At 40.8% G+C, this 19,888-nt stretch carries 19 protein-coding genes; 5 read left to right on the top strand and 14 right to left on the bottom strand.

Annotation, left to right across the window (positions count from 1 at the left end):
- The 5 genes from RCO84_RS00955 to RCO84_RS00935 form a co-directional block, all read right to left on the bottom strand.
- The coding region (locus RCO84_RS00955; RefSeq protein WP_317583521.1) for an FMN-binding protein at positions 1–1,103 on the bottom strand (1,103 nt) is incomplete at its 3' end.
- A 32-nt stretch (positions 1,104–1,135) separates the two neighbouring features.
- Positions 1,136–1,546 carry an FMN-binding protein gene (locus RCO84_RS00950; protein WP_287819934.1) on the bottom strand — a complete coding sequence of 137 codons (411 nt, stop codon included), beginning with the start codon at positions 1,544–1,546 and terminating at the stop codon, positions 1,136–1,138.
- Between the two features lie 595 nt (positions 1,547–2,141).
- Positions 2,142–2,762 carry a DUF4251 domain-containing protein gene (locus RCO84_RS00945; protein WP_260849755.1) on the bottom strand — a complete coding sequence of 207 codons (621 nt, stop codon included), beginning with the start codon at positions 2,760–2,762 and terminating at the stop codon, positions 2,142–2,144.
- Positions 2,763–2,896: 134 nt separating this feature from the next.
- Positions 2,897–3,337 (bottom strand): Hsp20/alpha crystallin family protein, encoded by a 441-nt coding sequence (locus tag RCO84_RS00940; protein WP_089544344.1) that lies wholly within the window; start codon positions 3,335–3,337, stop codon positions 2,897–2,899.
- A gap of 257 nt (positions 3,338–3,594) precedes the next feature.
- Complete coding sequence (locus tag RCO84_RS00935) at positions 3,595–3,855, bottom strand: peptide-methionine (S)-S-oxide reductase (protein ID WP_260849754.1); 261 nt, start codon at positions 3,853–3,855, stop codon at positions 3,595–3,597.
- Between RCO84_RS00935 and RCO84_RS00930 the strand changes: the two genes are divergently transcribed.
- A complete protein-coding gene (locus RCO84_RS00930; RefSeq protein ID WP_317583524.1) occupies positions 3,830–4,375 on the top strand; it encodes a YaaA family protein in 546 nt (181 codons plus the stop codon). The genes RCO84_RS00935 and RCO84_RS00930 overlap by 26 nt on opposite strands.
- A 47-nt stretch (positions 4,376–4,422) precedes the next feature.
- Here the strand turns inward: RCO84_RS00930 and RCO84_RS00925 are convergent, their stop codons facing one another.
- The 4 genes from RCO84_RS00925 to RCO84_RS00910 all read right to left on the bottom strand — a co-directional run bounded on the left by RCO84_RS00925 (position 4,423) and on the right by RCO84_RS00910 (position 6,698).
- Positions 4,423–4,830, bottom strand: a complete 408-nt coding sequence (locus RCO84_RS00925; protein ID WP_317583518.1) for a putative toxin-antitoxin system toxin component, PIN family — start codon at positions 4,828–4,830, stop codon at positions 4,423–4,425.
- Positions 4,811–5,134, bottom strand: coding sequence for a type II toxin-antitoxin system RelB/DinJ family antitoxin (locus RCO84_RS00920; protein ID WP_117729522.1), 324 nt, complete (start codon positions 5,132–5,134; stop codon positions 4,811–4,813). The genes RCO84_RS00925 and RCO84_RS00920 overlap by 20 nt, the downstream gene beginning before the upstream one ends.
- Before the next feature lie 307 nt (positions 5,135–5,441).
- Entirely contained in the window at positions 5,442–5,882 is a 441-nt protein-coding gene (locus RCO84_RS00915; protein WP_287863649.1) for an Hsp20/alpha crystallin family protein, read from the bottom strand.
- A gap of 336 nt (positions 5,883–6,218) precedes the next feature.
- Positions 6,219–6,698 carry a DUF4186 domain-containing protein gene (locus RCO84_RS00910; protein WP_373690112.1) on the bottom strand — a complete coding sequence of 160 codons (480 nt, stop codon included), beginning with the start codon at positions 6,696–6,698 and terminating at the stop codon, positions 6,219–6,221.
- 419 nt (positions 6,699–7,117) lie between these two features.
- Here RCO84_RS00910 and RCO84_RS00905 point away from each other — a divergent pair, with 419 nt between their 5' ends.
- The 4 genes from RCO84_RS00905 to RCO84_RS00890 all read left to right on the top strand — a co-directional run bounded on the left by RCO84_RS00905 (position 7,118) and on the right by RCO84_RS00890 (position 8,927).
- Positions 7,118–7,336: a hypothetical protein gene (locus tag RCO84_RS00905; RefSeq protein WP_287838358.1), complete on the top strand. Its 219-nt coding sequence runs from the start codon at positions 7,118–7,120 to the stop codon at positions 7,334–7,336.
- Positions 7,333–7,767: a putative toxin-antitoxin system toxin component, PIN family gene (locus tag RCO84_RS00900; protein ID WP_117695125.1), complete on the top strand. Its 435-nt coding sequence runs from the start codon at positions 7,333–7,335 to the stop codon at positions 7,765–7,767. Before RCO84_RS00905 ends, RCO84_RS00900 begins: the two co-directional genes overlap by 4 nt.
- 502 nt (positions 7,768–8,269) lie before the next feature.
- Positions 8,270–8,503: a hypothetical protein gene (locus tag RCO84_RS00895; protein ID WP_006848704.1), complete on the top strand. Its 234-nt coding sequence runs from the start codon at positions 8,270–8,272 to the stop codon at positions 8,501–8,503.
- Between the two features lie 10 nt (positions 8,504–8,513).
- Positions 8,514–8,927 carry a putative toxin-antitoxin system toxin component, PIN family gene (locus RCO84_RS00890; RefSeq protein ID WP_117729569.1) on the top strand — a complete coding sequence of 138 codons (414 nt, stop codon included), beginning with the start codon at positions 8,514–8,516 and terminating at the stop codon, positions 8,925–8,927.
- Between the two features lie 144 nt (positions 8,928–9,071).
- On the opposite strand, the gene RCO84_RS00885 is transcribed toward RCO84_RS00890, so the two are convergent.
- The 5 genes from RCO84_RS00885 to RCO84_RS00865 form a co-directional block, all read right to left on the bottom strand.
- A complete protein-coding gene (locus RCO84_RS00885) occupies positions 9,072–10,643 on the bottom strand; it encodes an ATP-binding protein (protein WP_317583516.1) in 1,572 nt (523 codons plus the stop codon).
- 898 nt (positions 10,644–11,541) lie between these two features.
- Positions 11,542–13,959 carry a BACON domain-containing protein gene (locus tag RCO84_RS00880; protein ID WP_317583515.1) on the bottom strand — a complete coding sequence of 806 codons (2,418 nt, stop codon included), beginning with the start codon at positions 13,957–13,959 and terminating at the stop codon, positions 11,542–11,544.
- Between the two features lie 17 nt (positions 13,960–13,976).
- Positions 13,977–16,865, bottom strand: a complete 2,889-nt coding sequence (locus tag RCO84_RS00875) for a hypothetical protein (protein WP_317583512.1) — start codon at positions 16,863–16,865, stop codon at positions 13,977–13,979.
- 71 nt (positions 16,866–16,936) lie between these two features.
- The gene (locus tag RCO84_RS00870) at positions 16,937–18,019 is read right to left on the bottom strand and encodes a FimB/Mfa2 family fimbrial subunit (protein WP_317583510.1); all 1,083 of its coding nucleotides are present in this window, start codon (positions 18,017–18,019) and stop codon (positions 16,937–16,939) included.
- A gap of 117 nt (positions 18,020–18,136) precedes the next feature.
- Positions 18,137–19,861, bottom strand: a complete 1,725-nt coding sequence (locus RCO84_RS00865) for an Mfa1 family fimbria major subunit (protein WP_317583508.1) — start codon at positions 19,859–19,861, stop codon at positions 18,137–18,139.
- Positions 19,862–19,888: the final 27 nt, after the last annotated feature.

The following is a 19,888-nucleotide window of genomic DNA, read 5'->3' as shown; positions in this document are numbered from 1 at the left end:
TGAGCGAACTTTAGCAAAGTTCCCATTGGACATACAAAACGACAGTAGGGACGTATGATAATAAAGGATATTGCGATGAAAAGAAGCGCAATCACAATCACTATCCATGAGGCAGAATGGAAGATAAATGCCGAGAATGGTTCAAAATCAGTCCATTCGCTCCAAACTCCTCCCCATATACATATCATCAATAATGCCCATATCATCTTGCGAAGCTTATCAAGCCGTTTTATAGTAACGGGGCTCATTTTCAACTTGTATTTCACGCATCTGCCAGCTATCTGTTGCAGGGAGCCATACGGACATACATGGGTACAGTAATGCGACTTCTTTCCAAAAAGCGGATAGATAAAGGCTGTTACCAGCATGACTATCGCTATGATGCTGCCCGATATTTCCATGCCATGGGCTGCAAAGCCCAGCAGGAAGGTATAAGAAAGGCAGGTACCACACCAGAAGCCGAGCACAATGACATTCAGTATCAGTTGACAGAAATGGTATCTTCTGTTCTTGATAAACAATGGCAGAATGGCTGCCATCAGGACAACAGCTATCCCTATGATGTTTCTGAGAGAGAACAGGGAAGAGCTGTTGTTTTCGGAAGGACTTAAACTGCTGCTACCATTTTCTGATTCTTCAGTCGCTAAATGCGCTTTAGCATACAGAAGTCCCTGATGCATGTTTCCGATGATAGCTTTGGATGAGAAAGTAGCACCTGTGACAGCATCCACCTTCATATCTATAGCTTTGTCTATCGTTTTACCTTTCCATTTTTCAAACAGAGTAGAGGCATTGTCAAAGAATTCCTTGGTCTCATCATTCTTTAATGCAATGATGTTTTCTACAACGCCATTCCTGATTACTATTTTGAGTGGAACCTTTCCTCCATATCCCATGATGTTGGATGCTAGACCAGAAGTATTAATCTCTGCTCTTCCGTTTCCAAACATGCGTAGCGTGTCGTTGCTTGCAGTTTCTGCCTTCTGTTCAGATTTTAAAGAGAATCCCAACAGTTCATGATGTTTTGTGATGGCAAGTGATGAGACAACAATCAGAGAAATGAAAAGATTTACAACCTGTTTTATCCGGAAAAATGATTTCATATTACACTTAATTCTTTCTTTCCAGTTTTCTCTTATTTATGTTTCAGGTAATAAGCAATACCGCGTTTTACGTTTTCTTTCACAGCTTTGCTTGAGAAAGTGGCTCCAGTAACGCCATCTACTTGGACTGAAGCGGCCTTGCTGACTTTCATGCCGTTCCATTTATTGAGCAACTCCTGTTTTACCTTATTGAAGAATTTGGGCGTTTCCTGGTTGGCAAGCGGTTTGATATCTATAATCTTTCCTTTCTTGATGTGGATAGAGAGAGGGGTATTGCCACGAAATCCCCTTACATCTTTACCCAAAGTAGTAGTGTTGATAATGTAACTGCCATCTGCTTCTTTCGTCATAATCTCTGAATGAGAACTTTTGGTTGTTGCAGTCATGCTACCAATCAATCCTGTGCTCAGTAAGGCTGCTAAAATGAATATTCTTTTCTTCATAATTGTATTGATATTTCTATAATAGAATGCAAAATTACACAATTATTCTGTAATATACAAGGCCCTATAGAAAAATCATCATTTTTAGGTATAGCCCTTCCAATGATGAGAATGAACCTTCCATTGCTATGGTAGGCAGAATCTGTCTTCCCAAATCTCATCCAAATATCAAAAAAGCTAGAAAATACTTCTCGGTATTATAAATGTTTCATTTCTTCTCTTTTTTGTACGCAAAGGTACGCAGATGAATATTATTATGCACGAAATAACGGTTAAAAGTATCTAAACTACTATCAACGACATGTAAATATGGTGGTTGGAGTAGGAGCCACCCGCGTTCGTATGGATATAGCATCTATCCTCAGGTTATAGATTGGCAAGATATCCAATGCAAGTTGGGTGTTAAAATGGTAAGAAAGGAGATATGTGGTTCTGACAGGATTCACAGGTGGGATATGCATACTTGCCCAAAGTGCGGGGGCAAGATGCAACCCACTGGCGAAGAAGAGTTTTGGACATAAAATCATATTTTTGGGGACAGAAAGACGAAGAAAGCAAAAAGCCTGCTGGCTATAATTGTCAGCAGGCTTCTTTGTTATAATGTTCGCCCTTGAAATACAGTACTCTTGTGAAGAGGTAGTATGACTCCATTAAGGGTGAGCCTACGAGAGTTGAAGTTAGGCAGAATTTCCACACTGGCTTCATGGCTTCCCTTATACATGGTAATCCAGATTTGGGCAGAGATACCAATACCAGTAACACTCATACTTACTTGTGTAGTCCCTTTCTTGTCCGTTTGAATTTTGTATCCACTTACGCTTCCCTGAACCGTAACTCCACCAATGCCATTAGGTCCGGAGAAGGGTACATTGAAGGCAACCTGCACAACAGCATTGTCCTTATTGACGGAAACGAAATTGGTGTTGGAATTAACATAAGCAATCTGACCATAAGGGAAAACTACCTTGTCGGCTTCCAAGGTAAAGGTTGTATCCTTAATAGCGTCCAATGCTTCATCCCAATATACACTATCTATCCGGTTTTGCAAGTCGCGCTGTTCTTTCCTGAGAGCTTTCTGACGTGACTTCAGACCATTGACCAACTGCTCGCTGGCCTTGTTTTTTCCCCATTGATACATATTATCTGACTGGTTTGACTGCGCACAGGCAAAGGCAGACATCAGACAGAAAACAAGTGAAATAAATATTTTAATCATCCTTGATCCTTTCCAAAATTAAATTCATATATTCAAAAAAGGGCTAGCCCCATAATCAGGACTAACCCTCAGTTTTAATTATTTTCTCGATGCAATGAATGTATCTTGAAAGCTGCATAGCACTTCAAGAAAGATTACTTAACCTCAATGTGCTTAACATCGTCTTTCTTCTCCTCCTTGGCTGTCTTAGGAATCTCAATCTTCAAGACACCGTCACTGACCTCAGCGGAAATCTTCTCCTGATCAGCATCCTCTGGCAAAGCATAACTCTGAGAGTAGCTGCTGTAAGAGAACTCACGACGCAAGTAATGCTCTTCCTTCTTCTCCTCCTTCTTCTCATCCTTGTTCTCGATGGATACATTCAGATAACCATCCTTATCGATGTTCATCTTGACCATATCTTTCTTCAAACCAGGAGCTGCAACCTCCATCGTATAAGCTGTAGCACTTTCCTTGACGTTGACTGCAGGAGCTGTTGCGTTCATGTGTGGCATCAAGCTTGTATCAAAGAAGTTGTCATTAAACCAACTGTTCAACCAATTTGAAACACTGTTATTTCTACGAGCTAACAACATAATGTAAAACCTCCAAATTCTATTTTTCTCGTCCTCTCTTCGCCTTCCGGCTCAGTCGGGATTTCTCATTGTTTTTAATTTATCCTTTTTAATAACGATTGCTTCGGCTTACGAGGCTCAAGGATTTCTAGAAACCCTCAACTGTCATTACTTAGGGTTCTTGTCGTTCCCCTTGCCCTTTCGGCTTCGGCTTTCACTCTAGGTAGGAGCAAGTTACGTGCCAACCCGGTTTGTAGATTTGGAGTAAACAGTTTTTGTCAATTTTGACTAAAGATTCTGCAAAATTGACAACAATGGATAATTAATTTAAACTTTGCTGCTAAAACTTCATACTTTTTAAAACTTGTTTTTTCATAATAATGCTGGTGGTAGGCCTCGCCAATGTAGAATGTCTCCTCTGGCAGGAGCAAGGTATTGACCTCGTCACCCTTACTACGGAGAAGTTCCGTCACATGTTCGGCTGTCTGCTTCTGAGATTCATTACGATAGAAGATACAGCTGCGGTATTGTGGTCCCAAATCAGGACCAACACCATCGGTCTGTGCCGGTTCTTTAAGTGAGGACTCCTTAGAGTATGCCCAGAAGCATCTCTGGATTACCTGTTTTCTCTATGGTTTGCTTCGTCCAATGGATGGCATCGTGCCTTATCGTATGGAGCATTGCGTATCACTTGAAGCCACAAACGACAAGCCGGTCAATCAGTTCTGGAAAGACAAACTCACGGATGTTCTCATCGATAGTGTGAAGGCTGACGATGGCATACTCATCCATCTATCAACTGAGGAATATGAACATCTGTTTGATTGGAAAAGAGTATGTAAGGAGATAAAGGTCATTCAGCCACTCTTTTATGTCCGCCAGAAAGACGGCAGATTGAAGATGCAGGCTGTATGGGCTAAATCTTGCCGTGGAGCCATGCTGAGATATATCCTGAATAATCAGCTTCTTACTCCTGAGGAACTGGCAGGCTTCAGTTACGAAGGTTTTGAATATGCGGCAGAATTAGGAGAAGCTGCTTTTCCTCATTTCGTTCGTTGAATAGAACAAAATCGTACTTTTTCATTAAAAACATCACTATAGACATCTTATAGTTCGTTGTCTAGGATTTCCATCATTTCTGCTGCTGTAATCACTTGCGGTTCTTTTGGAAAGTGTTTGAGATTTCCTGCTACTAAGAAGGAGTCTTCCTTGCTCAGGCAGACTTCATAGAAAACTCGGTCGTCCTCATCTGGCATTTCGCCAGCATAAGGAAAACGGGACGAATCAATTCCGTTTTCCTTAAAAAAGTTCAATAACTCATGGATTCTGATTTCACTTAGATGAAATTTTGACCTATTTAGTACATCAAAGTACTCATCCAAGATTTCGTCATTATACAATGGCTTAATTTTACCACTGAGCATACTGTTGATGACCCTTCTTGTTGCTGACGAAGGGTTCTTAGTTATAAACGAGGACACAATAATGTTCGTATCAATGACTGCATATACCATTGCGTTCTTTTCTTAATCGTCTGACTTCTCTGATTTCTTCATTGATCTCATCAAGTGACATATCAATGTTGTTCTCTCTTGCTGTGTCACACATGTATTGAAACGCAGCCTTTGCTTTTGCAGTCACTTCATCTTCTTCTTCATTCTTTGCCTGAATGGAGAATGGAATGCTCTTACTGCGAATTACTGCCTTAACAAAGATGTTAATGGCGGTATTCGCACTCATACCGAACTGTTCGCAGAGTTTATCAAACTGTGCTTTCTGCTGGTTGTCCATACGGACTGTCATTGCTGTCTGTGCCATAAGCCTAAAATGTTTAATTAATAATCATTCTGATTGCAAATATACATCATTATGACGTAAAATATTGAGATAGTATTAATAATTTAATAAAGATTAATAGTTGAATGAATGATATATGCGTAAGGGCACTAGGTTTAAGAGTGGCTAAGCTCATATTGACATTATTACTGACAGCAAGGTTGCTTTAATTCATCTAATTATTCGTTTAAAAAAAGGCTAGCCCCATAATCAGGACTAGCCCCCAGTTTTAATTATTTTCTCGATGCAATGAATGTATCTTGAAAGCTGCATAGCACTTCAAGAAAGATTACTTAACCTCAATGTGCTTAACATCGTCTTTCTTCTCCTCCTTGGCTATCTTAGGAATCTCAATCTTCAAGACACCGTCACTGACCTCAGCGGAAATCTTCTCCTGATCAGCATCCTCTGGCAAAGCATAACTCTGAGAGTAGCTGCTGTAAGAGAACTCACGACGCAAGTAATGCTCTTCCTTCTTCTCCTCCTTTTTCTCATCCTTGTTCTCGATGGATACATTCAGATAGCCATCCTTATCGATGTTCATCTTGACCATATCTTTCTTCAAACCAGGAGCTGCAACCTCCATCGTATAAGCTGTAGCACTTTCCTTGACGTTGACTGCAGGAGCTGTTGCGTTCATGTGTGGCATCAAGCTTGTATCAAAGAAGTTGTCATTAAACCAACTGTTCAACCAATTTGAAACACTGTTATTTCTACGAGCTAACAACATCATGTAAAACCTCCTAATTCTATTTTTCTCGTCCTCTCTTCGCCTTCCGGCTCAGTCGGGATTTCTCATTGTTTTTAATTTATCCTTTTTAATAACGATTGCTTCGGCTTACGAGGCTCAAGGATTTCCAGAAACCCTCAACTGTCATTACTTAGGGTTCTTGTCGTTCCCCTTGCCCTTTCGGCTTCGGCTTTCACTCTATGTAGGAGCAAGTTACGTGCCAACCCGGTTTGTAGATTTGGAGTAAACAGTTTTTGCCAATTTTGACTAAAGATTCTGCAAAATTGACAACAATGGATAAATAATTTAAACTTTGCTGCTAAAACTTCATGCTTTTTAAACCTGTTTTTCAATCCATGCCATCAGTACTGCTACAGCATACTGCTGTTCTTCTCCTGTCAGCTGTCTTCCGGCAGGTATATGATGCCATTTGAAGAAACAACCACGGCAACAGCAGCCTGTAGCATGCTGGGCAATGAATACAGGATGCCCTCTCATAGGCGTCTGCTTGCCGTCATTGGGAATCACGGCAGGAGCAAGGCGTTTGGCAACGAAATCCTCCGCATGCTTACGGATGGTAGCCAAACCCTTTTCTGCAATATATTCCTTATCCTTCTTCGAGAGATAGAAACGGCTGCGAAAAGCTGATTTGGAAAGTCTTTCAAACAAATCAGTCAAGTCATACTCTTTGTCTGGAGAAGTATCGCTTTCCATGTCTTCTGAAGAGATAGAGTCTTTCTGATGATCCTCTTTCTCCTCAGGAAACAAATTGAGTTCTACATATTTTGCTTGGTTTACTTTTGATTCTTTTTTCATTTCTATTAGCCTCCTATATCTAGGAATCTCCTATTAATATTAATGGATATCAGACTCTTACGCTGCAATTTCATTACTTCTTGAATTTTCATACCAAGTAGTGTATTATATTGTACTTTTCCTGCAAAGTTAACAAAAAAATCTAGATTACGTAAGAAAAGGTGTAATATATTGTTCTTTTTATAAAAGATTATAAGTTTCTGAGATTTTTCTTGTTTTTTTGCCTTTGAATATTGTTTTTTTCTTAACTTTGCATGCACAATTCATTATAGAATAGCAGTTTATAGTTAATAGTTTATTGTTTACGATTGATTTCGTGGTTATTTGCTGATAACTTGCAGATTTCTTGTTAATTGCTTGGTGGTTTCGAGAAAAAAGTGTAACTTTGGCGGCAAAGTTGAACGTTTAATTGAAATAGAATGGAACAGACTGTATTTAACCCTGCTCAGATGAAGATTCTTCAAATGATGTCTTATATCAAGACTCCACAGGAATTAGATAATCTTGAAAATGTTCTCTCTCAATACTTTGCAAGGAAGGTTGATGAGGGGATTGGTGAGTTGTGCGATAATGGAAGTATAACTCTTGATACCATAGAGAGCTGGGGTAATGAACATTTACGTACTTCTGGCAAATGAGAAAGATAGTTCTTGATACTAATTGCTTATTGATGAGCCTTCCAAGGATAAGCCCTTATCGTAAGATTTGGGATGATTTCTTGAAAGGTAAATTGACCTTGTGCGTTACAAATGAAATTATTGAGGAGTATTTAGAAATCATTGAGCAGAAGACTAATGCAAATATTGCCAGTAATGTTGTGTCTGTGATTCTAAGTCAAAAGAATGTGGAATTCGTAACACCCTATTATAAGTTGCATCTCATTCAAGCTGATGAGGATGACAACAAATTTGTAGATTGTGCTTTTTCTGCTGGTGCAAGTTGTATAGTGAGTAATGATGCTCACTTTAAAATTCTCAATGAGGTTGAATTTCCTCGCATTTTTGTTGTAAATATAAAAGATTTCGTGGAGTTATTATTGCGGAATCAAGGAAATAATCATCTTAATTAATAGTTTAAGATGTCGTAACTATTGATTATAATAAGTAGCAGAAGGAACTCATCTCGTTCTTCTTCAAGTCTTTACGACCCCTTCGGTTCCCCTCACAAGGGACAGAAACCTTCCTTACCTTTTTTCGAAAACCTACCCGTCCTTCCTTACCCTTAAGGAAGGCTCCACCTCTCATCTCGGTCTTCTCCCCTCAGGGAAGAAGAGGGAAACCGCCCTACTCGGTGCTCAGAACCGCTACGCTCTAAGGTTGGCGGGGCATCAAAGCCCTCGCCAGATATTGTGCGGGATGGGACCGCCTTATTACAACTTGCTTCTGGTCTGCGCCATGTTGTGCGGGATGGACCGCCTGGGAATAGCAGTTTATAGTTTACAGTTAATAGTTTATTGTTTACGATTGATTTCGTGGTTATTTGCTGATAACTTGCAGATTTCTTGTGATTTTCTTGGTGGTTTCGAAGAAAAAGCGTAACTTTGCGGTTAGATATTAATAAAATGAATTATTATGGCACAGGTAGCAACAATGAATCAAGCTCAATTGCAAATCCTCGATATGCTGTCATTTATCAAGACTCCTGAGGCTTTGCGAGATTTGAATAAGGTAATCTCCGATTATTTTGTTCAGATGGCTGATGCTGAATTAGATAGAATGTGGAATGAAGGAACCCTGAATGAAGAACGTATCGAGAGTTTCCGGCATCTCCATGAACGTACTCCGTACAATAAACCAATATTATAATCTTTAGGTTATGAATATTGTATTGGATACAAATAGTTTGATTATGTCAATCGCCCCTAGAAGTCCGTATCGTAAGGTGTGGAATGCTTTTCTTAGTGGCGATTATAACCTTTGTGTGTCCAATGAAATAATAGAGGAGTATTCAGAGGTTTTATCTCGTAATATATCTCCTCAAGTTTCTGAGGCCATAGTTTATGCTATATTGACTAGACCCAATGTAATTCGCAAAGATCCTCATTATACTTTTGCTTTAATTGAGGCAGATAAAGATGACAATAAGTTTGTAGATTGTGCCATTGCTGCAAATGCAAAGTGTATTGTTACAGAAGACAAGCACTTTAAGGTCCTGGAAAATATTCCTTTTCCTAAAGTGGAGGTTATAGGTATAGAGGATTTTAAATGTTATTTGGATAAGTGGATATAGGTTTATGTACTGGTTTTGGTATATCACCATTACAGCGTAAGGTGCTAGATAAAAATCCTGAGCGTTGGCTTTGTTAAAAGAATATAAAAGGAAAAAGCGTGCAAGCCACATCATAGTCGCCTGCACGCTTTTTGTTTTTATCATCTAAATTTCTGATGATTTCCAATCGAACACGATGGTGTTGTCTTCTTTGATATTGAAGCTCATACCTACCTTGATAATTTCCTTGCCGCTCATGGCAAAGGCATCGGCATAATGCTTGCTTTCTATCTGCTCAAGAGCCTCCTGGGCAGTCTTTCCAAACTTCAGCTCCATTACATAGATAGTATCGTCCGTCTCCATGGTTATATCAATTCTCCCCTTTGACGTATGTTGCTCCACTATAATCCTGAAATTCGTGAGCAAGGCAAAGATGATATACATCGTTTGCTGGTAATGCCCTTCGTAATGGGTGTTGTTGCAATAAGGCACCGTCTCCCAAAACGATTTCAGCAACTGTAATGCTTCGTCTATCTTGCCCTGTTTAATAAGCACCGACATCTTGGCGATGGTGGTATTGCACATCGCAGTCTTTGAGGTCAGATAATGAGGCAACAAACTTCTGTACAATCCAACTCTTATTTCCTTGTTGGGAATGGCTAGGGTATAGAGCTCCGTTTCTTCATCATAATCCTTGATGGTGATGTAGCCACTCTGATAGAGCAGTGGCATGATGGTGGTCATGGTTTCCGTGGCAGCATCAAAGTCATCCTTTCCGGCTTCCATGCTCTCGCCCAGGTTCGCTGGCAGAAAGTTGAAATTGCGCATCATATTGATCAGATAAGTAGGAGTGCCAGATCCAAACCAGTAGGAATCAATTTTCTGCTTGGCAAAGCAGGTTAATAAGCTGAACGGATTATAAACGTCAGGAGAAGGCCATGTAAAATGATAGCCGTCATAATTATCCTTTAACTTAGCTAACGTCTGCTCATACGATAAGTTTAATTTTTCAGCAAGTGCATCTATGTCATTCCGCATTCCGTTCACCAGTTCATCTTCCGTAATTCCGCAAATGCCGGCATACGGCTCGTCCATACTGATATTGGTGATGTTGTTCAATTCGCTGAAGATGCTGAGCTGAGAGAATTTGGTGATGCCTGTGAGGAATACGAAGCGGAGCAATTTCTCGCATCCTTTTAGCGGACTGTAGAAATTGCGCATGGCGTTGCACAGTTCTTCCAGTTTTTCATCCTCGTGCACCACATCAAGCAAAGGGGCATCATATTCGTCAATCAGTATTACCACTTGCTTGCCCGTTTCCCTATAGGCAGTTTGGATAAGTGAGATGAGGCGGACGTTGGCATCAACAGCCGGATTCGTAATGCCCCATTTCTGCTCTTGTTCTGCAAGTTGCTGGTCGAAATATCTTTCCAGCTGGGCTATCTCCATGTGTTTGCCCATGCTCATATCGAAATGCAGCACCGGATAGCTTATCCAATCCTTTTCCAGCTTTTCGATGGCGAGTCCTTTGAAAAGCTCCTTCTTTCCTTCAAAATAGCTCTTCATGGTAGTTAGCAACAGCGACTTTCCGAAACGGCGTGGACGGCTCAGGAAGAAATAAGTACCATCAGTATGTGCCATACGATATACATATTCCGTCTTGTCAATGTAGAACTTATCTTCCACTCTGATTCGTTCGAAAGTTTGTAATCCTATCGGATATAGTTTTCTTGCCATAATTGCTCGCCTTTCTTTTAAGTGATATTCTCTTTGTTGGCAAAGATACGAATAAATGGTGAAACCACCAAATTAAAAACATCTTTTCTTCATTTATGCCCCTTATCTCATTTCCTTATACCTTTTATTTCTTTTCTCCCTTCTCTTATTTCTTTTCTCTCCTCCTTTTATTTCTTTTCAGGCTTCCTCTTATCTCCTTTCTTCCTTCTTGCTGTATTAATAATGGGTTAATCTCGGGAAAAGTCTTGGTTGATTATAGGATAAAATGTTCTTTAACCCTATTGAAATCTCCGTTCATAGACGTTGAACCGCGGTTCAGCGTCGATGAACGGCGGTTCATAGACGTTGAACGGACATTCAACGTCTATGAACGGAGATTTTATCTAGGTATAAATGTTTCTTTTCTTAGTTGAAAGAACTGTTTTAGTAGGTTAAAATCCTTGTTTTACCCCTCTTCTTACTCTCATTCATTCGTTTTCTTGCTCTCATTCACCCTCAATAAGCGATGGAAGCGCCTTTACCACGTCAGTACTAGCATAATAACCTCTCTGTGCCGTCTTGACTCCTTTTTGGGAGTATCCAGACAAAACGAAGGGCTGGACTTTCTCACGAAAACCCAACCCTTCTTTGTAAAACTGCTCACTGCTGTCCCGTTTAGAAATCATCGGTTTTAATAAGATAGGATACCATATGAGTGCAAAGGTACAAAATCAAATCGAATACCCAATTTCTAGAGCATAAAATATTGGATATTAATAACTTATATAATAATCGTCCAGACTAAACGGGACACTAGTGCAGATTTGAGTGAAGCTAAGAATCAAGAAATCCACAGCTGGCTTGAGTGCCTGCTGTGGATTTCTCTGTTTTATATTAAAAAGTGTAAGATTCTAACTCCTTATGGAACATATATCAGGCGGATTGGCATCGCCTTGTAACGGCCAGTGTTCGAGCCATCATATCCCTGAACGAAACGGGTATTTGTGATAGTCTTTATCTTATTATAGATATCCAGATAAAGATACCAGAAGCCATATTCATTACTATCTGTACTGAAGCCCTGATAGCCCGACAACAAAGACTTGCTCCACAGATTTGCATGAAATTCATCCTTGAAGCTGTTGCTCTCGTAATATCCGCTGATTGGGATATAGATGTAATTCTTCTGCGAAGAACTTGTCGGGATGCGAATACAATTATACGGTTCACCTGTAGATGTTTCCAACAGATCTACTGAGGCTTTATTCGCAATAGCCTCTAGCTCGTTGCCCTTTGGAACTCTAAAATTGCCGATTACATACTTGTCGATATAGGCGTTACTGTTTTTATCATTTGATATCTTGAAATATCCACCTATAGAACTTTTATCATTGGCAATATTGGCAGAACCTGGCGAATAGAAATCGCTGTTGGAAGCTCCCAGGTTGCGGTCTAACATATAGTATGTCTTGTCCGTACTAGAAGTACCATCTTCAGATGGTTCTGTTACATTAACCTTCACAACTTCGTAATAGAACCAACCCTTCTTGGGTTCACCTAGCTGGTGTTCATTTGCTGCAGATTCTGTTATTTCACTAAATACACCCGTATGATAGATAGGATACGTGATGGTAATCGGATGAGCAGCATCTTCAGTATTCTCGATGACAAAACCTTCTTTGTCTGTCCACAAATCGTAGTTATTGGTGCTGTTGTCCAATGTCACTTTATAATAGTTATTGCCTTTGTAAACTTCATCTGAATAACTGATTTTGTCAGATTTCTTCACGAATTGGTCACCAGGTTTCTTTGGAATCAGATAATAGATCTTATTATCTCCTACGCTGAAGTGCAAGCCCTGGTTTCTGGTCTTTTCCTGATTATCGACCTTATTCTCGCTAGGTTTAACACCATGCATTTCTGAATCAAGCCAAGCAAAGTAATTATCATGAATAGTACCATTGTAATTCATGACAACCTGTCGATCATCAGCACGTTTAAAGTCGTAACCTTCCTGATGAATCAAGATGGTTCTTTTCAAGTCACCGGAAGTGATGGTAATCGTACCTTCACGAGGCTCCTCCGATTTGTTGTTTGCAGTCAATGTGAGGTTGAGAACAAACTTGGTTCCTTTTGGTGCCGATTCATCAGGACTTGTTGGTGTTGTGGTGGACTTGCTATTTTCTGTACATTCAGTTATCCACGATTTTGCATCGTTGCTGATTTCCACCTTATAGAGTTTGCCATCTTTTGCATCATCTTCTTTAAGGTTTGTAACCAAAGTGATAGGAACTATGATAGGATCTTTTCCATTTGTAGCTGCAACAGTCTGTGTACCACAAACACCCAGTTCGTAATCTTTGCAGGCAATCATATCTACAATCTTTGGGTTATCATCTACCACGGTTACCGTCAGTCGATTTTCTGGATCAGCCTTTAATGCTTCTTCTTCAGTAGCGTAGCCTGCACCGTTTACAGAAATAACGGTCACGATATAGTTGTGGTTACGTACCAATGCATATTGTGCAGTTTTGGTATCATCTGTATAGAGGGCTACTTTATAGAAGCCTTCTGTACCCTCTGTACCCTCTGTACCCTTATATTTAGCCTTGATAATGATGTCAGCCTTGCCTGCAGAAGTTTCATTTACTGCAACTACAGCAGCAGAACCGCCAGCAATATATTTGCTATTCAACTCTGTAGATGTTGCCAAGTCGTCATCCTTAGTAGATACTTTGTAGCCAGCTGGCGCAATAGAGCCTTTGCTAGCAGAATGCCATACATGAAGGTCTGTGATTTCGAAATTGCTAACGCTTGTTTTTACTGTAACTTTAGCACATTGACGGGTAAGTGAAATCTTGCTGTCGTTCATCAGGTCGCTAAGTGTTTTTGCACCCCAACAGATTGGCTTTGATAAATCAGGAGTGATATCTTTCATCGCGTCAAGCTTTTCAGCCTGTTCTGGCGTCAAGCCAGGAACGTTGGCAACCAAATGTATCGTTTCTGTACCTTTAGGAAGGTTCGTTTTGATTTTCTTGTAACCATCTGCATCAGCAGTTGCAGCAGCATAAGCTTTTGTACAATCTTGCATATCAAGATACTTGTCTGAAGTGTCATAACATACAAGCCACAGAGAATTAATGCTCTCTGTAGTTTCGTCTCCAGCCCGGGTTGAGATTTCCTGAGGAGTGAAATTAGGCAATTGTATGCTCAGCGTAACTCCCTCGGTAGGGAGTTCGTCCCCACCGAGAGTAATTGCCTCTAAAGAGTCCTTACATGATGCAAGGCTTAAGAGCAATCCTATCCATATCATTAAAGTCTTTATTCTTGTCATCATTATATTTTCTATCTTTATTATTTAGAAACTCCTGTCGGTTTGCCTTCATGCCAGCTGCTACCATCGTAATAGCCGAATATCTGGTATCCGTTGGTTGCATCGTATTTACACTCGTAGCTGTCACCATTGAAGAGCATGTGGTAGTTATTATTACCAATGCTAACCTCTATTGCTTTTTCATATTCGCCCTTAGGAGCTTTGAATTGGAGAACTGTACGTTTCCAGCCATTTCCAACATCTTCGCTTTTTTCCTTGAATTGATCTGGGTTACACTCCAAAGTATATTTATTTAGATTACTGTCCTTCTTTCCAAAATCGATGTACCATCGTGTAATATTATCTTTAGTATATATTACATAATCCACGTTTATAATGGTTGGTTTGTCATCATATACTCGATAATATGGTATACAGGTTGGGTCATAGAGATACCATCCTTCACGATCTTCATAATTGAACAATGGAATACCTGGATCCATATGATGTGGAAAACGGTGCGGAGTACGTCCACCATCATCTCCAAAAGCATTATTGCCATTGCCAAATATTACTAGAGTTTGTCCCGGTTTGATTTCCTTCTCTCCTTGCGCATTATTGAAGGTCAAACTACTTTTTTTATTTTTTTCTATATCTTTGTAATACCATCCTGCATTGTTAATGTCACCTGTCAATTTATCTCCAGGGAACTTCTCCGTAAAAACCCAGGTTGGCATATTAGGAGATGAGTTTGTATTCTCGCCTATCTGAGTATAGGCATAGAGATAGTGCTTATCTGAATGAATTTCTTTATCTCCAGCCCAGTTATTATTTGTCCAAAACCAACCATCGTCCCAGTTGTTATTCTTCTTATCATTATAGCCTCCTTCCGGAATTGTATATTCTGGTAATTGAACTTTGTTAACAACAACAAGATTTTCATATGTATCTTTAGCTCCATTCCAACTATACACATCATTGATAGCTCGCATGTAGATACGATAAGGGCCGAACTCCGGTTTTACTGTAACCGTAACTTCTTGCGAAGCAACCTCGTCGCCAGAAATCGGATTCAGCGGCTTAAGTGTGAAGTTATAAACGGTAGTCGTCACAGGATTTACGGTTTCCTGTACCTTCATCAGATATTTTCCATCTGCATCATCAGGAGTATTATCATAACTTATCTTCAGACGAGAAGGTGCATCACCAACTTGTGCTGTTGAACCAGAAGTTTTTTCTGTTAGCGTACCATTGATGTTCAGAAATGCCTTCAAGCCACCCAGGTTGGTTTCTACCACAAAGTGTTTCTCTAGAACCTGCTTGTCGTCAGGATCCTTACCCCAATAGATAACTACGTTCTTTGGGCTCACCTTAAAATAAGGAGTAACATCATAATGTACTTTAATATACTTCTTGATGTTGTTTGCCTGTAAGTAAACTCTAGCAGTTCCTTCTCTCTTCCCTGCAGAGTTCTTTGGAAACTCATTTATTGGTATGTTTGGGTTGATACTAAAGATAATGTTGTTGCCATCTCTTTTTGTTAAGATGATAACCTTCTCATCTTTCCCACCAACAATCTTTGAGTCAATGCAGCCAAACATTACATCAGTTTGGCTTGATGTATATGAGATGGTATCACTCTTTGTTGAAGATACTTCTGCCTCGGACTTGTTAACCCATAAAGTAGTATGGTAGAAATCGGCATTGATTTCTACTGGCTTCCAGTCGTCCACTTTCACATCGCAGTCAAGATCCATATCGCCATAGCTCTTCAGCTTACCTGTAATTTCATAATAGGTACCACGAGGGAAAGTTGGGACTTCTGTGGAAGTTGAACTCTCGTCCTGACGATGTCCCAGCTTAATCGTATATTGATTCTTGTTGCTGTTGTTAACTATACCGTTAATCTTCAATACCGACTGTTCCTCTACTTTAGAGATATAACGCTCTGGCAGATAGTAGGTACCTTGAAAAAGCCACTGCTTAGCGTTCGTTGGGTTCGGTGTACCCTTATCCTTATAAGCATCAGCGATTTTCACAACATCTTCGTTAGCTACATCTTTGTTATCTTCATTTATGGTGTATTCTCCATTCTGATAATAACGCCCTGTGCTAGCTTCGCCAGTAGATGAACTACTGTAAATGGTGTTCTCGATACCTGTAGCATATACTGAAGTTACATCTGTCTGGGTAAACTTACCATCCCATAATAAATGGGTAGAAGGAGTAAGCTTCTGTGCAACAATATCTGTTATGCTATAGCTCTTGCCATAAAGATTATCGCTCGCAGTTGGGTCCATAATGAGGTTGAGCTTAACCTTTACGCATGTAAACTTCAGGTTAGCTGCCACCTCGGTATATTTCTTACCACTTTTTTCTATTTTTGTATCGATGATAGTACCGTTTACATCCTTTGGCTCATAAATCATCGGGATATTTGTAGAAACAGGCATTCCCGGTTCTCCTCCATCTACATAGTTCAGTACTATTTTTTTGAGTTCATCTTCAGTTTGGATATTCTTACCACTCAACACCTTGTTCATATTGGCAACCACATAGATATGGTAAGTGCCCGGCTCGATATTGAGCTGATAGTTAGCTACATGCTGCTCTACCATCATCGTAGCCAGTGGGGCAGGGAGCGTCTCTACCAGGAGCTTGCCATCATTTCCATTTCCTGTAGGGACAGGGAAAGCATAGAGGGTCAGGTCGTTGATCTGGCATTCATCTACCGTGGCATTATAGGTAGGAAGGCCGGAAGCATCGTCGGTACGGGTGCCGCGGCTGCTGAGCACGGTTGGCACGAGTACATGTAAGTTGCTTTCTGACGAAATGGGAGCGCGCTCGCCTCCAAGTTCGTCAGAGCAACTTACTGTAACCAACAATATAAACCAACTAACTAAACTTAAAATGAAATCTCGTATTTTCATTGTTTCTAATTTTTAAAGTCAAATACTCTTATGAGCTAAATGCCCGGAAGGGGCTCTGACACCTGAAACGGTTAGAAATCGACACGCTGGATGCGCTTGCTCCAATCCAGGATGGAAATGCTGAGCTGCATATACTTCCACTGGTTGCCCTGGAGGAAGAAGTCGAGCTTGTAGTCGTACTCACGGTCCAGGAATTCCTGCTCTGAATAATGGCGGGCTTCGAAGGCGCCACGGCCTTGAGCCAGACAGTCAGCAAGATTGATGCGTGCCACCTCTTCGCCAGTAGTCTTGTTCGTGATGGTGAGGATGGCGTTCTTGTCGTTTTCTTCTACCGGATGCCAGATGAGTCGGGAGAACATGAGGGCGGCATGAGCGGTGCGCTCCTTTACATTGCCCTCCTTATCCTTAAACTCAGAGGTCCAGGTGTAGTATGGGGTATATGTCAACTCCTCGTCGGGGAGGAGAGAGTTGTCGTAACTGATATCGCCGTTGGCATTGGTTATCTGATAACTGAAGTCATCGGCATTGATGTTGGCAGGCTCGTCGGTCTGATGCAGGCTGATGGTGAGCTGCTTGGTATCACGAACCAGACCGATGGTATGGCGTGTAACCTGCAGGTCTTTTACTTCAACCAGTTCGTTGCTGAGTCCTTGCCAGAGTGTATCGAGCGGTTGGCTCTGGTTGTTCACCTTGCCCTGTTCGCGGTCGAGTCGTGCATGGAGGGCGGTGATGTTGTCACCCTGCTGTGGTAGAGCTATCTGGAATTTGGCACCTGGCTGCGCGAGTGCATCTTCGTATTTCTTTTGGAAGGCGAAGGTTGCGAATCGGTATTTGCCCGGTTCCAGATTGATTCGCATGGCATAGTTAGGGTCCTTGAGCGGCTGTGATACCGCATCGTTATAGGCATCATGGCGAGCAATGAAGTTGCCCTGCTCGTCGTATACGAATACGCTGAGTCCGCCCACATGATCATTGAACATGTCGGCACGCTGCACATTATAGTCGTACTTGAACTGCAAGTCAACACCCATGTCACAAGGAGGCAGGTCGTCGTGCATCAAGTCGTTGCAGCTGCTGAGCATACTGCCCGCCATGATGAATCCCCATCCCATGCATATATTCTTGATCCAACTGTTAAACTTCTTGTTTGCCATGATGCTTATCTGTTTTATGAAAAAGTAAAGTGTATAAATTGATTCTTATTCTTCCGATATAGCCAGCCGCTCCTTAGCGCTAGAGCGGCTGAGCTATATATAATAATATGAAATGAATTACAAATCGTATGTGTGAGACCACTTAGCCCAGTGAAGGATCTTCACGCTGACGCTGATGTACTTGTAGCTCTCATCATCTGGTTCTGTTGGCTTGATGGTTGGAATATCAGGAGTACCAGGACCACTAACTTTTCCTACAGTCAACTCATACCAGTTGTTACGGAGAACACCATAACGGCCGAGATACATGTTGTTATATGTATCATCGTTATCTCCATAAGTCTTATCACCCTCATTCCAAGGTGTCAGAACGTCACCGAAGTGCTTGATGCGGGCAATGTAGTAAGCCTCGCCATTCTTATAGGTTGCGATACCTACGATAGGGTCTGTACCTTTTGCAGCTTTTAAACCAAGCTTGGCATTAATATCATCGATGTTAGGTTGAGAAACAGCGTGAGAACCAGCCTCACTACTATCCTTAATCTTAACATTATTAACTGTCAACAGTCTTGTTCCTGCCTCGTTCAAATTGTTGGCTTCAAGATCAACTTTGATTTCAGTTTCTGCTACGCCAAGAACTTCTACTGCCTTAGCCTTGATTTGAGTCTCCAAATCAGCTTCCTTCCAAAGGTCGGTGCTGTTACCAATCTTATAGAATGTTTCTCCCTTAGTGATTCCATGAGGTTGATATGTTGCCTTGAATACAACACGTGTTGTCTGACCTTGCAGCATGTGCTTAATGTCGAAAGTATTCTCAAGACAGTACTGAGGTTCTTTTGCTGTACCCTTAATTTCTGCATTTGGTTCAAGTAAATTAAATGCGGCCTCACATTTAGCCTCATCTAAATCATCACTATAGTTAGGGTCAACGCCCCAATATACACGGCTGAAGGCTGTATTACCAGCATCTACGAATCGGGCAGTAACCGGTGCCGTACCAGAGACATTGTTCCAAATAGTAGTGAATTTTTCTGTCAAGCCCGCAGTCTTATGGATAGGGAATGTACTTTTGTTAGTAACATCCAACTTCCAAGCAGTAATATCAACCTTATCGCTAGTATATTTTGTACCAGATGGGGTGATGTTTGTAGGAAGAGCAGCAACTGTCACCTTAGCCAAACCGCGCTCTACATGAATAGTTGTAGCCGCATTGGTTTCAGCTTTTTGCTTTGTAGCATATACCTTATCAATCTTTACAAGAGTTGTTGGTTCTCCTGATGTAAATTTTGGGGCATTTGCCATATAGAAACCCTTTGATGTATCCGTGAAATTTGCAGCAACGGCATTTGCAGCTGCATTCCAATCTGAATAAGTTTGATCTGTACCTGGGTCTTTTACTTTATTACCTGCTGTTGCAGTCGTATTGTTAAGAATAGCAAGCGCATAATAATCTGTTCCTGTAAGATCAACATTATCTAATTTTGCAGTAATAGTAGCAGACGCAGTAATACCATTAGATCCTTCTGCCTTCCAAGGAGCCATATTACCCAATTCAGCTTTTTCTACGAATGTGTAGTCGCCTTCAGATTTACCAGCCTTCTTGAAGATAAGTAAAGTAACGTCATTTACATCATACTCATCAAGAGTACCTTGCCCATAGGTAGGATCACCATCTGCACGTGTTCCACTTGTTGTAGGCAAGTTGATGGTGAAAGTTGCATAACCAACACCAGCTTCGTTAGTACCAGTACCTGGACCTGCGGTTCCCAGATCCTCATTGCTTGAACAGCTTGCTGTCATAGCTGCGATGACAGCCAAGCCAAATAAATGTTTAATCTTCATAATTTTTGAAAGTTAAGCTTGTATATA

Origin of the sequence: Segatella copri (assembly GCF_949820605.1) — a bacterium.
GTDB lineage: Bacteria > Bacteroidota > Bacteroidia > Bacteroidales > Bacteroidaceae > Prevotella.
The sequence above is the reverse complement of the archived record's forward strand: the minus strand, read 5'-3'. Positions and strand labels throughout refer to the sequence as shown.